General features: G+C 48.0%; 9 protein-coding genes and 1 pseudogene. 5 read left to right on the forward strand and 5 right to left on the reverse strand.

Features of this window, described 5'->3' with window-relative positions; genetic code table 11:
- Nucleotides 1-3: 3 nt before the first annotated feature.
- From K7R11_RS14255 to K7R11_RS14265, 3 genes are read right to left on the reverse strand one after another with little or no spacing between them, the layout of a single operon-like run.
- Nucleotides 4-810 carry a glucosaminidase domain-containing protein gene (locus K7R11_RS14255; RefSeq protein WP_224491497.1) on the reverse strand — a complete coding sequence of 269 codons (807 nt, stop codon included), beginning with the start codon at nt 808-810 and terminating at the stop codon, nt 4-6.
- Entirely contained in the window at nt 807-1700 is an 894-nt protein-coding gene (locus K7R11_RS14260; RefSeq protein ID WP_224491498.1) for a 1-aminocyclopropane-1-carboxylate deaminase/D-cysteine desulfhydrase, read from the reverse strand. The genes K7R11_RS14255 and K7R11_RS14260 overlap by 4 nt, the downstream gene beginning before the upstream one ends.
- Nucleotides 1701-1742: 42 nt before the next feature.
- Nucleotides 1743-2072, reverse strand: a complete 330-nt coding sequence (locus K7R11_RS14265; RefSeq protein WP_224491500.1) for a hypothetical protein — start codon at nt 2070-2072, stop codon at nt 1743-1745.
- Nucleotides 2073-2147: 75 nt separating this feature from the next.
- Here K7R11_RS14265 and K7R11_RS14270 point away from each other — a divergent pair, with 75 nt between their 5' ends.
- The 5 genes and pseudogenes from K7R11_RS14270 to K7R11_RS14290 all read left to right on the forward strand — a co-directional run bounded on the left by K7R11_RS14270 (nt 2148) and on the right by K7R11_RS14290 (nt 8978).
- On the forward strand, nt 2148-2312 hold the full coding sequence (locus K7R11_RS14270) for a DUF5522 domain-containing protein (protein ID WP_262899832.1): 165 nt from the start codon (nt 2148-2150) through the stop codon (nt 2310-2312).
- A gap of 208 nt (nt 2313-2520) precedes the next feature.
- Nucleotides 2521-4524: pseudogene (locus tag K7R11_RS14275) on the forward strand (urocanate hydratase).
- Between the two features lie 64 nt (nt 4525-4588).
- Nucleotides 4589-5164 carry a DUF4136 domain-containing protein gene (locus K7R11_RS14280; protein WP_224491502.1) on the forward strand — a complete coding sequence of 192 codons (576 nt, stop codon included), beginning with the start codon at nt 4589-4591 and terminating at the stop codon, nt 5162-5164.
- 311 nt (nt 5165-5475) lie between these two features.
- Nucleotides 5476-7236, forward strand: coding sequence for an aromatic amino acid hydroxylase (locus tag K7R11_RS14285; RefSeq protein ID WP_224491504.1), 1761 nt, complete (start codon nt 5476-5478; stop codon nt 7234-7236).
- Nucleotides 7237-7247: 11 nt separating this feature from the next.
- The gene (locus tag K7R11_RS14290) at nt 7248-8978 is read left to right on the forward strand and encodes an XAC2610-related protein (protein WP_224491506.1); all 1731 of its coding nucleotides are present in this window, start codon (nt 7248-7250) and stop codon (nt 8976-8978) included.
- 15 nt (nt 8979-8993) lie between these two features.
- Here the strand turns inward: K7R11_RS14290 and K7R11_RS14295 are convergent, their stop codons facing one another.
- The gene (locus K7R11_RS14295; protein ID WP_224491507.1) at nt 8994-9953 is read right to left on the reverse strand and encodes a GSCFA domain-containing protein; all 960 of its coding nucleotides are present in this window, start codon (nt 9951-9953) and stop codon (nt 8994-8996) included.
- Between the two features lie 53 nt (nt 9954-10006).
- On the reverse strand, nt 10007-12622 hold the full coding sequence (gene alaS, locus K7R11_RS14300; RefSeq protein WP_224491632.1) for an alanine--tRNA ligase: 2616 nt from the start codon (nt 12620-12622) through the stop codon (nt 10007-10009).
- Between the last annotated feature and the right edge of the window lie 11 nt (nt 12623-12633).

The raw sequence follows: 12633 nt of genomic DNA on the forward strand, positions 1-12633 counted from the left end.
TTATTATTTGATGTAGAGCTCCTGCCCTACCTGAATATTATTGTCGGAAAGTCCGTTAAGCGATCTGATGACCTCAACGGTTACCCCGTACTTTTTTGAAAGGGAATAGAGGGTATCTCCTTTTTGAACCCGATGTACTTCCTGGCGTTCACTTTCCGGGAAATCCCTGCGTTCCACCACCCTTTTTCCCAACACCAGGGCATCGTATTTATAAAGGCCGTATTTTTCAATAATACTGATCAATTTATCCGGGTAACGAGGATCTGTGGCGTATCCCGCTTTCTTTAATCCCCTGGCCCACGACCTGTAATCGTCCTTATCCAGGTCAAAAAGGAAGGCATACCGCTGTCTGCCGGTCAGGAACCGCGAATGGTCTGCATAGGAACCCTCCGGGTGATCATATTTCCGGAAGCACTCCCCCTTCTCATCGTCATCATGACTCACCGAAGGTCCTGTCCACCCTTTATGACATTTGATCCCGAAATGGTTATTAGCCCGTTGAACAAGGTCGCCCCTTCCGGCTCCGCTTTCCAGTATTCCCTGTGCCAGGGTGATACTCGCCGGCACTCCAAAATCCTGCATCTGCCTCATGGCGATCTCATCAAACTGATCAATATACCCCCTTACAACATCCGTGTACACCGTTGTCTTCGAAGTAGACTCAAAGGTATCCTGATCCCGGGGCGGGGTCTCCTTTACAGTAGTTTTTCTGTCAGGGTAGCTGCGCTTTTTAGTGTAGGTCCTTTTATGCGTTCCACAACCCACAACAAGGGTTGCACATAAGGTTAAGATCAGGTGTTTGTATTTCATTGTATTGGTGGTATATTTTTTTGTCTAAGAAATGTATTCATCCCCTTAATCCCCTGAAGGCCTCCGGTATGGATAGCCAGAACCCTGGTACCCGGCTCAAAAAAACCTTCCCCGGCCAGGCGCACAATTCCAAACATCATCTTTCCGGTGTAGACCGGGTCAAGGGCAATCCCGGTTTCCTGTTTAAAGAAATTGATAAAGGTAATCAGCTCTTCATTCACCTTAGCGTATCCTCCAAAGTGAAAACGGGTCACCAGGTCCCAATTGCTTTTCTCGACAAATTTAGCAATTTCAGACTTTAAAAAATCACCCTTCAGCGCAGGGAACCCCAAAACCCTCTGCCCGGGGTCACTGCCGCAAATTAATCCGGCCATCGTTCCTCCTGTTCCTGCCGGGGTGCAGATCACATGAAATTTTGCATCATCAGCCTCAAGAATTTCTGCGCACCCCGCAACCGCCAGGTCGTTGCAGCCACCCTCAGGAAGGATAAAGTAGCCAGGCCAGGCCTCCTTCCAACGCAACTGCATTTTTTCAGTAGCCTTAAGGCGGTAGGTTTCCCGGTCGGCAAACACCAATTGCATTCCCAAATCTTTTGCCCTGGAAAGCGTTTCGTTCAAAGGCTTGCTTTTTAACTCCTCCCCTCTGATCACGCCTGCACAAGGGATTCCGGCCTCATAACACGCAAATGCAGCAGCAGCAATATGATTGGAATAAGCACCGCCGAAGGTGAGTAAACCACTGTAATTTCCTTCCTGTACGGCTTTAAGGTTGTATTTCAGCTTTCGGTATTTATTCCCGGAGACTTCCGGATGTATCAGGTCTTCCCGCTTAAGGAACACCTCTATACCCGCCTTTGTAAATACCTCCAGATGGATCCTATCGTTTTGCAAGCGCCAGTGATTTTGATGCAAATTTAAAAAGTTAGGGAAATTTCACTCGTGCAGAAACCTTAAAAATGCCCACGGTTTTCTCGAAGCCAGGTATCCGGCATCGCCCTCGTACCTGTAGGCTTCCTTTTCAAAACTCACCATTTTGTACGCCCTGTAGGCATCTCCCGTAGCAAGCAAATGGTAAAACCACTCCAGAACATACCACAGGTAAAAGAGCAGCACCAGCAACTCCAGTTGCTGTCTCAGGTGAATGCGCTCGTGATTCATCAACACCTGATCCTCTTTCAGGTCCCTGCTTTTCAGAAAGATAAAAGGCCATAAAGCCAGGCCTACATATTTACCTCTGAAGAAATATTTAAAAACTAAAATCATAGTACCGATGATTCTGTATAGATACACTTTTCTTATATATTTGCAAAACAAACCCCGGATTATAACCTGCTTACAATGATCAGAAAAGTAATTCCGCTTGAAGAAGGCGACTACTACCTGAGCCCAGAGGGATACAAGGTCTTTACGGAACAATACCACCTGAGACGCGGCTATTGTTGCCAAAGCGGCTGCCGGCATTGCCCCTATGGTTATAATTCGAAAACGAATTCTTCTAAATAGCATCATGGATATCGGAGTTATGTCATACAAAAAAATGATCGCTCACACCCATCACCGGGCCGATATCCGATACCCCTAGGATCTTCAGAAAACGTATATTTCCCTAAGGGAGATCAAACTATTATTCGTCTACTATACATGAACCCCATTCCTGATGGCTTTGCCTTTATGGAATGCCGGTCTAATTACATTTAAAAAATCACGGAAAATGACATTTAAAGAACAGATTCTGGAAGGAATCCCTGAAATATTACCCCAGCCAAAACCCTATGATCCTGATGTAAACCACGCACCCAAACGCAAGGATATTCTCAGCGAGGATGAAAAGATCCTGGCACTACGCAATGCACTCCGCTATTTCGATAAAAGACATCACGAGGTGTTGCTCCCTGAATTCCGCGCCGAACTGGAGGCCTATGGTCGCATATACATGTACCGACTTCGCCCGGATTACGAAATATACGCCCGTTCCATAGATGAGTATCCCGGGAATTCCAGTCAGGCCAGGGCCATTATGCTTATGATCCAGAACAATCTCGATCACGCAGTAGCCCAGCACCCGCACGAATTGATCACCTACGGGGGGAACGGCGCCGTTTTTCAGAACTGGGCACAATACCGCCTGGTAATGAAGTACCTGGCAGAAATGACCGACGAGCAAACCCTGGTGATGTACAGCGGCCATCCCCTTGGGCTTTTCCCCAGTCACAGGAAGGCACCCCGGGTTGTGGTGACCAACGGAATGATGATTCCGAATTACTCCAAACCGGATGACTGGGAAAAATTCAATGCCCTTGGCGTTACACAATACGGACAAATGACAGCGGGTAGTTATATGTATATCGGACCGCAAGGCATTGTTCACGGAACTACCATCACCGTTCTTAACGGGTTTCGCAAGATCGGAAAGCAGCCACAAGGCAATTTATTTGTAACCTCCGGACTGGGAGGGATGAGCGGAGCGCAACCCAAGGCTGGAAATATTGCCGGTTGCATCACTGTTTGTGCCGAAGTAAATCCCAAGGCCATCACAACACGGCATTCCCAGAACTGGGTAGATGAAGTTATTGAAGATGCAGACGTCCTTGCAGACAGGGTCAGGGAAGCAAAAAGGAATAACGAGACCGTCTCCATCGCCTACTCCGGTAATGTGGTGGAAGTATGGGAAAAATTTGACCAGGAGGGCATTCACATCGACCTGGGGTCGGATCAAACCTCTTTACACAATCCATGGGCCGGAGGGTATTATCCCGTTGGCCTGACCTTTGAAGAAGCCAACACCATGATGGCCGAAGATCCCGAACAATTTAAATAATATGTCAGAAAATCCCTGAGAAGGCAAGTGGAAGCCATCAACCGGCATACGGCCAAAGGCACGTACTTTTTTGATTACGGGAATGCTTTCCTACTGGAGGCTTCCCGCGCCGGAGCTGATATTATGGCCCGGGACGAAAAAGGCAATCCTACATCCAGGTTCCGATACCCCAGCTATGTTCAGGATATCATGGGGCCTATGTGTTTTGACTACGGATTCGGACCCTTCCGGTGGGTTTGTGCCAGCGGGGATCCGGAAGACCTTAGAAAAACCGACCAGATCGCCTGCGACGTACTCGAGGAAATCATGAAGGTTGCACCCGGGGAAATACAGCAGCAAATGGCGGATAACATCCAATGGATCAAAGGCGCACAGGAGAACAAGCTCGTGGTAGGTTCCCAGGCCCGGATACTCTATGCCGATGCCGAGGGCCGTATGAAAATTGCCGAAGCCTTTAATAAAGCCATTTCTAAAAATGAAATTGGTTTTGTAATTTTAGGAAGAGATCATCACGATGTGAGCGGCACCGATTCTCCTTTCAGGGAAACCTCTAACATCTACGATGGCTCGAGTTTTACGGCCGACATGGCCATACAAAATGTGATCGGAGACAGCTTTCGCGGCGCCACCTGGGTGAGTATTCACAACGGAGGTGGTGTTGGCTGGGGAGAAGTGATAAACGGCGGATTTGGTATGGTTCTTGATGGTAGTAAAGAAGCTGATGCGAACCTTAAATCCATGTTGTTCTGGGATGTAAACAATGGAATTGCCCGAAGAAGCTGGGCCCGAAATGAGGAGGCCATCTTTGCCATTAAACGCGCCATGAAGGCCGAGCCAAGGCTAAAGGTTACCCTGCCCAACACCGTAGATGAAGCGTTATTGAAGCAGCAGCGATAACCGCGGATCGTTTTGCCGAGAGCAGAAGAGAGGGTCCGGGGTCTGAACACTTAAAAACATCACTATGAAGACACTAAAACTGACGTTCTCTTTGCTCTTACTGGCCGCCTTTACCGCCAGTTGCACGAGTATTCGTGTTGCAGCCGATTACGACCGCATGGCCGATTTCGATAAATACAAAACCTTTGCATTTTACAAGCCGGGGATCGATCAGGCCAACATCTCTGACCTGGACAAAAAACGAATCCTCAGATCCATTCAAAATGAACTGGTCTCCAGAGGATTTCAGAAATCCAACGATCCTGACATGCTCATCAGCATTTTTACCAGTGAGCGTGACCGGGTTACTGTATACAACAACGCCGGCTGGGGCTGGGGTTGGGGCTGGGGCTGGGGTCCCGGTTGGGGTCCGGGATGGGCCGGAGCCTGGGGACCTAGCGTAAGCACCAATACTGAAGGTTCACTCTACATTGACCTGATCGACACCGATCGAAAAGAACTTGTTTGGCAGGGTAAAGGAACCGGAGACCTGATTACCAATGGAGATATCACCAAGAAAGAGGAGCGTATCGCTCTTTTCGTAAATGAGATCCTGGGGGAATTCCCACCACCGGAAAAAATACAGACTGCAGAAAAATAAAGAAGAGCCTCCGGAAGGGGGCTTTTTTTTTGGAGGAAAGAAGATAGACGAAAGAAAAAAGAGAAAAGAACCACCGCGTCTTATAGCTTCAACTTGACCAACCCCTCCCGGGTAAGGAGGGATAATTTCATTAAAAAAGGATGTCTTACGCGTATCACTTTGTAATCGCATAACTTCGTACCCCTGCCTGCGGCAGGATTTCCTCCCGTGAGGGATGGCAGGCTCGTAACCCCGCAACTCCCTTTCTTACCATCTTTTTAAGAACTAATTCATCAGGGTTTTGTAATTTTAGGCGTAAACCAAAACTTGTTATGGAACAACAGTTTGAGACCAATCCACTAATTGAACGTTTACCGGAGCATCTGAAGCAATTCATTAAGCCTCAGAACTATGAAGATTACACACCAATCAACCAGGCGGTATGGCGGTATGTGATGCGCAAGAATGTTGATTACCTCAGCAAGATGGCCCATGAATCATACAGTGCCGGTCTTAAAAAAACCGGGATCTCCATCGACCACATCCCGAGTATGTATGGCATGAACCGCATCCTGAAGGAGATCGGCTGGGCTGCAGTGGCTGTCGATGGTTTTATTCCTCCGAATGCTTTTATGGAATTTCAGGCCTACAATGTACTGGTAATCGCATCAGACATCCGGCAACTTGAAAATATAGAATATACCCCTGCCCCCGATATCATTCATGAAGGCGCAGGTCATGCCCCCATTATCGCCAACCCGGAATACGCCGAATACCTCAGGAGGTTTGGGGAAATCGGTTGTAAGGCCATCTCGAGCGCCCATGATTATGAGATCTATGAGGCCATAAGGCACCTCAGCATTATTAAGGAAGCCGAAGGCACTCCTTTAGCAGAGATCGAAGCGGCCGAAAAACGGGTGGATGAATTACAGCAGCAGGCCGGGGAACCCAGTGAAATGGCCCTGATTCGAAACCTGCATTGGTGGACAGTGGAATACGGACTTATAGGTTCTCTTGACAACCCGAGAATCTACGGAGCCGGACTCTTATCATCCATCGGGGAAAGTGCCTGGTGCATGACCGATAAAGTAAAGAAACTCCCCTATACCATAGAGGCCGCTTACCAGGATTTTGACATTACCAAGCCACAGCCTCAATTGTTTGTTACACCAGACTTTGCTCACCTGAGCCTGGTGCTTGAGGAATTTGCCAATAAAATGGCGCTGAGAAAAGGCGGACTGGAAGGTCTTAACAAACTGATCCATTCAAATGCTCTGGGAACACTGGAGCTCAGTACCGGTCTTCAGGTATCCGGAGTTTTTACCAGGGCTATACAGCACGAAGGAAAGCCGATTTACTTCCAGACCGAGGGCAAAACAGCCCTTGCGCATCGCGAGAAAGAATTAGTAGGCCACGGCATTCTGAATCACCCGGATGGTTTTGGCAGCCCGGTCGGGAAGCTCAAAGGAATAAATCTGGCCATAGAAGATATGAGCCCGAGAGACCTCAAGGCGTATAACATCTACGAAGGAGAATCGATCCGACTGGAATTCGAAGGAGGCATTACTGTGGAAGGCAAGATCATCACCGGAAAACGAAACCTTCAGGGTAAAATAATCCTGATAAGCTTTGAAGACTGCACTGTTACCTACCAGGATGAAGTGCTTTTCCATCCGGAATGGGGCATCTATGACATGGCTGTAGGTAAGGAAGTCATTTCAGCATTCAGTGGCCCGGCAGATGTCAACAGTTTTGACCTGATCACCCACACCCCATCTGAGGAAACTATAAAACAAAAGCGATCGGATGCAACTCTCAGGCTGGAACAGCTTTACCAGCAGATCAGGGAATACAGGGAAGGCACCAATCGCACCATCTCAAGACACAAGGTTTTTGACGAAGTACGGGATCATTATCCTAAAGACTGGTTGCTGCCGGTAGAGCTCTATGAACTGGCTGTAAAGCAGGGCGACCAGGATTTTGCAGAAGAGATCCTGGCTCACCTGGAATCTATTAAGCTGGAAAAACCTGAAGTGGGGCATCTAATCGATGACGGGATCGCCCTGGTAAAACTATCTGAAGTCGATTCTTAAGACCTGCGCTCATGGACAAAACACCTCACAGGCCATTTCCTGTCGTATCGCCTGTTTTCAAGATTCTCCTCCTAACCCTTTTTTCCCTGCTCACAGGATGTAAGAAAGACGTACATTCTGAAGCTGTAGAAAAACAAAGACAAAGGGTAGATTCCCTGATGCGGGCATCCATGGAGAACCAGAAAAGACTGGAAACCGAAGAAGAGCTCGCAGAGCGCATCCGGCGTATGATGAACAGGAACATGAAGTCTACCGATTCTGTTTTTTACAATGCTCGGGTACTGCAGCTTCCGGACTCTCTTATGTACGCCATAAATCTCTTTGGAAAGGTCAATCAAAATGGTAAGATCCTGTCCTTTACAAAAACTATGGTTACCTACGACGGCAACCTGGCTGAAGGAGAAATGAAAGGACGGTATTTCCGTATGGATAACCCTGCCCCTGATCTCTTTAACATATACAGTCTGGACACTACGGCCGGAAAAGTAAATGCCTATACACTGAATACCGCTGAGAAAAAGCTATCTCTGCGCCCCATGGCTCCTGAGATCAACTATTACTTCAACCTGCTCAAACAAAACACCTTTAAATTCGACATCGAGGAGGAAGACCGGTTTTTCAGAACCCTGAAAGCTCACCAGGTTACGAAAGACAGTGTAATTGACTCCATTTTCCAAAAAGCTGAAGTGTACAACGACCCGAACCAAATACTGCCAGCAGACCTTCGTTCTCCTTTCAGACTTTTCTGGATCCGCTCCGATCAGGGTACCCGAAACATTTTGTTTTCCGAATCGGGCGACAGTGCTGTCAGTGCAATTACCCTGAGTGGTAAATCCCACAGTAAAGGTGCACTTACCTGGACCCACTCCCGGTTCGTTAACGACTCTGTATTTAAGCAATACAAGGTAACAGACAGCCTTGTCCTGGATGATCCACACCTGGTGGTATATCAAAAAGACTCCGTAACAAACACCTTTGCCTACGACAGGGCTTTCACCTTTAACCGATTAAGCTCAGACACCGTTCGCACACTACACGATTACCCCCAGCGATATCCTGCCCTGGCAGATTCCATCTTTGAAATAACCTCTGCTGTCTTCGAAATGAATGGCAGAAAGGCTTTCTGGAGATATACAATAGCTTATGATAAGGCTTCAAACCCCACCAGCAGGGTGGGAGTAAAGGTGTACTACAAGGACCTGATGGACGAAGACAACAGTCGACTCATTTTCAGGTTACCCCAGTTTGGAACCCCTTCAAAGAGTACCCTGCGCAACCTGCTCTATCCCGAAGCGATCTTCCCGACAGAGGACCTTAATTTTGACGGGGCAACAGACCTGAGCTTCACCAAGGGCACAGATAACAACGGAAATCCGACCCTCGTGGTTTACCTGTATGACAAAACATCAGGAAGGTTTAAACGAACCCCGGAACTGGACGGGGTATCTGCAGACGGAAAGATCATCACAGATCCCACCAACCAAAGGCTCTTATACCCTGGATATATCGGCAGTGGCCACTTAAGTGTGAGCATTGTTCATCCCGGAGAAAAAGGGAAAGGCAGCAAGGAGATCTATTGGACCACAGGTGATGAAAAGGCCCCGAGATTGCATTATCAAAAAATGCTGAACAATGCGGTCATCGAAAAGCAATCGCCTCTCCCGGACAGCCTCCCTGTGGTAGAATCAAACCTTAAGAACACCCTGATTCAATGGATTCTGACCCGGGAAAATGCTCAGTAAAAGGGATATAAAAATTTAGGGGAAATCCGGAAATTGCATGTGAGGATAGCGTGAAGTAAGATCCTGAATTTCAAGCCGGAGCTTTTCCCGAAAAGCGAGATGCGCCTTACCTTCCGGATTAAAAGGCCGGTGTGCCAGTCCTTTGCGAATACCCCCTACCCTTTTCATAACCTCCAGGGTTTCGGAAGACATCCACGAACCGACAAACCTGTCCCAGACCACCTCTACCGCCATTTCGGAAGGATGCAGCATGTCGTCTGCGTAAAAACGGTAATCCCTTAACTCATCCATCAGAATCTCATAAGAGGGAAAGTAAACCCAATCGGAGGTATCCTCAAGAAAATCGTGCAGGGCTGCTATGAGGTGGGCCTTACTGCGCTGATTTTCTGTAACGCCATCTTTGATATGCCGAACCGGAGACACCGTAACAATTACCCGGCAACCCGTATTGATACCTCTCACCAGGTGCTCTATTCGCTCCAGTTGCAGGCGAATCTCCTGAACATCCAGCAATTCCTTTACAAACGCCTTCTGGGGTACCTTATGGCAATTGGCCACTACCCTATTAGTTTCCACATGCCTGTACACCCAGGCTGTACCCAGGGTAATTACAAGGTGGCTGGCTGCATGAAGCGCTTCGTGTAATTGAGAAAGGCCTGTATTGAGGATATCGAGAAATACCTCCTGCTGAGCCCTGCTGCATTGCGAATGCACCTCAAACGAATTCCAGCGTTCATCAGCATAAAAAGTATCGTCCGGGATAAACCCCCTTTGAGCAACCGCTCTTTCCACAAGATTAGCGATGGCATACGGGTTGAACAGCACCCCAAAGGGATTGGTACAGGATCGAAAATTGTAGTACCCCAGCTTATCCCCCATATGCTCGACAAAACAGGAACCTAAAAGCACCACGCTGGAATCATACCCTATTTCCGGATATTGCTTGTTTACAGGTACAGGGGTCTGGAATTTCATGACATCTAATTTACCTTAAAAATAAAAATCCCGCACGAATGCGGGATCTTTTATTACGATTGTAAATAGGTCTTTACCTTTTCGAGGGCTTCCGGTATTCCGGAAGGATTCTTCCCTCCGGCTGTTGCAAAGAAGGGTTGTCCTCCCCCGCCGCCCTGGATATATTTACCCAGCTCTCTGACGATCTGCCCGGCATTAAGATTTCGACCGGTAGCGAGATCTTTGGAGATATAGCAGGTAAGCATGGCCTTGCCTTTTTCTTCTGAACCAAATAAAAGAAAGAGGTTATCCAATTCTCCACCAAGCTCAAAACAAAGATCTTTAATACCTCCCTGGTTGAGATCTACCTTTTCTGCGAGGAATTTGATCCCATTTACTTCGGTTACCCGTGCCTTGAGATCCTGTTTCAGGTGGCCCGCCTTTTCCTTTAGTAATACCTCCAGTTGTTTTCGGAGTTCAGCATTTTCCTCCTGCAGGCCTGAGATGGCTTTAAGGGTATCGGCAGGATTCTTCAGGGTTTGCTGCACTTGTTCCAGGGCACTGGAACGGGATTTAAAATACTCCATGGCCTTTTTACCGGTGATGGCTTCAATTCGCCTTATACCGGCAGCAACGGCACTTTCTGAGGTTATGATAAAATACCAGATATCGCCTGTATTCTGAACGTGGGTACCCCCGCACAGTTCGGTGCTCTCCCCAAAGGTTATGGTCCGTACTTCATCGCCATACTTTTCTCCAAAAAGTGCGATGGCACCATCGGCAATGGCCTGTTCATAGGCCACAGCTCTTTTTTCCACTTTGGGAAGCTGCTTGAGAATACGTTGATTCACCCGGTCTTCAACGGCCTGCAATTCCTCTTTTGTAAGTTTACTGAAGTGAGAGAAATCAAAACGAAGTCCCTCACTGTTCACCATACTTCCCTTTTGCTCCACATGCGTTCCCAGAACTTCCCTTAGGGCCTGGTGCAGCAAATGGGTGGCTGAGTGATTGGACTGGGTCATCAGACGTTTTTCACGGCTTACCACCGCATTCATTTCCGACTCCGGGTTCTTGGGCAGTGACTTTGAAAAATGGATAATAAGGTTATTTTCCCTTTTCGTATTGGTTATGGAGATCTTATTTCCGTCCTGATCTTCCAGGTATCCCTGGTCTCCTACCTGTCCGCCACCTTCCGGATAGAAAGGAGTACGGTCAAGCACCATCTGGTACATGGCCCCGCCTTTTTTGCGTTCCACTTTGCGGTAACGGGTGATCCTGGCTTTTGCTTCCAGGGTGTCGTATCCTACGAACTCCTCTCCCGCCATACCGTCAAGCATGGTCCAATCTCCGGTTTCTATCTTGGTTGCCGCTCTGGAGCGGTCCTTTTGTTTTTTCAATTCCTTGTGAAATCCGGCCTCGTCAAGTTTCATCTGACGCTCCCCGAGAATCAGGGCGGTAAGGTCTATCGGAAATCCGTAGGTATCATATAGTTCAAAGGCTTTGGCACCTTCAACGGTATCGCCTTTGGTATTTGCAATGATCTGATCGAGTAATTGCAGCCCCTGCTCCAGGGTTCTCAGGAATCCGGCTTCCTCTTCGCGAATCACCTTTCCCACGAGCTCAGCCTGGGCTCCGATCTCAGGAAAGAAATCCTTCATCTGTTCACTAAGAATACGTACCAAATCATATATAAAGGGCTCCTTCTTATCCAAAAAGGTGAATCCATAACGGATCGCTCTTCTTAAGATCCTTCTGATCACATATCCGGCCCCCGTATTTGAAGGCAACTGGCCATCGGCAATAGCAAAAGCCACGGCGCGTACGTGATCGGCAATTACCCTTACCGCAATATCGGTCTCCTCATTTTTCCCGTACTGCACCCCACATGCCTTTTCAATTTGTGCGATCAACGGAGTAAAGACATCGGTGTCATAGTTACTTTGAACCCCCTGCAGGACCATGCACAGACGCTCAAACCCCATTCCGGTATCCACATGCTGTGCAGGAAGTTTCTCCAGGCTGCCATCTGCCTTACGGTTGAACTCCATAAACACGAGGTTCCAGATCTCCACCACCTGGGGGTGATCCTGGTTGACCAGGGAAGCCCCGGAAACTTTTTTGCGTTCTGACTCAGAACGGATATCCACATGGATCTCAGAACACGGACCACAGGGACCCTGGTCTCCCATTTCCCAGAAATTATCCTTTTTATTCCCCATCAGGATGCGTTCTTCAGGAACGATCTCCTTCCAGAGGTCAAAAGCCTCCTTATCCATTTCCAGTCCGTCCGAATCTGCTCCCTCAAAAACGGTCACATACAGTTTATCCTTATCGATCTTATAAACTTCGGTAAGCAATTCCCAGGCCCAGGAGATGGCTTCCTTCTTAAAGTAATCCCCAAAACTCCAGTTGCCCAGCATTTCAAACATGGTATGGTGATAGGTGTCTTTCCCTACTTCCTCCAGGTCATTATGCTTTCCGCTTACACGGAGACATTTCTGCGTATCACACACCCTTGGAAACTGCGGTTTTTTATTCCCGAGAAAGTATTCCTTAAACTGGTTCATCCCGGCATTGGTGAACATCAGGGTCGGGTCATCCTTAATCACCATAGGAGCCGATGGGACCACCTGGTGTTTGCGGTTTTCAAAAAACTTCAGAAATTCCTGTCGTATCTCCTTTGATGTCATCATAAAGTCTT

Source organism: Robertkochia flava (genome assembly GCF_020166515.1).
Taxonomy (GTDB): Bacteria; Bacteroidota; Bacteroidia; order Flavobacteriales; family Flavobacteriaceae; genus Robertkochia; species Robertkochia flava.

Coding starts and splice junctions, on each gene's coding strand:
- K7R11_RS14290 (WP_224491506.1), top strand. CDS start 7,248: ATGGACAAAACACCTCACAGGCCATTTCCTGTCGTATCGCCTGTTTTC.
- alaS (WP_224491632.1), bottom strand. CDS start 12,622: ATGACATCAAAGGAGATACGACAGGAATTTCTGAAGTTTTTTGAAAAC.
- K7R11_RS14280 (WP_224491502.1), top strand. CDS start 4,589: ATGAAGACACTAAAACTGACGTTCTCTTTGCTCTTACTGGCCGCCTTT.
- K7R11_RS14255 (WP_224491497.1), bottom strand. CDS start 810: ATGAAATACAAACACCTGATCTTAACCTTATGTGCAACCCTTGTTGTG.
- K7R11_RS14285 (WP_224491504.1), top strand. CDS start 5,476: ATGGAACAACAGTTTGAGACCAATCCACTAATTGAACGTTTACCGGAG.
- K7R11_RS14270 (WP_262899832.1), top strand. CDS start 2,148: ATGATCAGAAAAGTAATTCCGCTTGAAGAAGGCGACTACTACCTGAGC.
- K7R11_RS14265 (WP_224491500.1), bottom strand. CDS start 2,072: ATGATTTTAGTTTTTAAATATTTCTTCAGAGGTAAATATGTAGGCCTG.
- K7R11_RS14295 (WP_224491507.1), bottom strand. CDS start 9,953: ATGAAATTCCAGACCCCTGTACCTGTAAACAAGCAATATCCGGAAATA.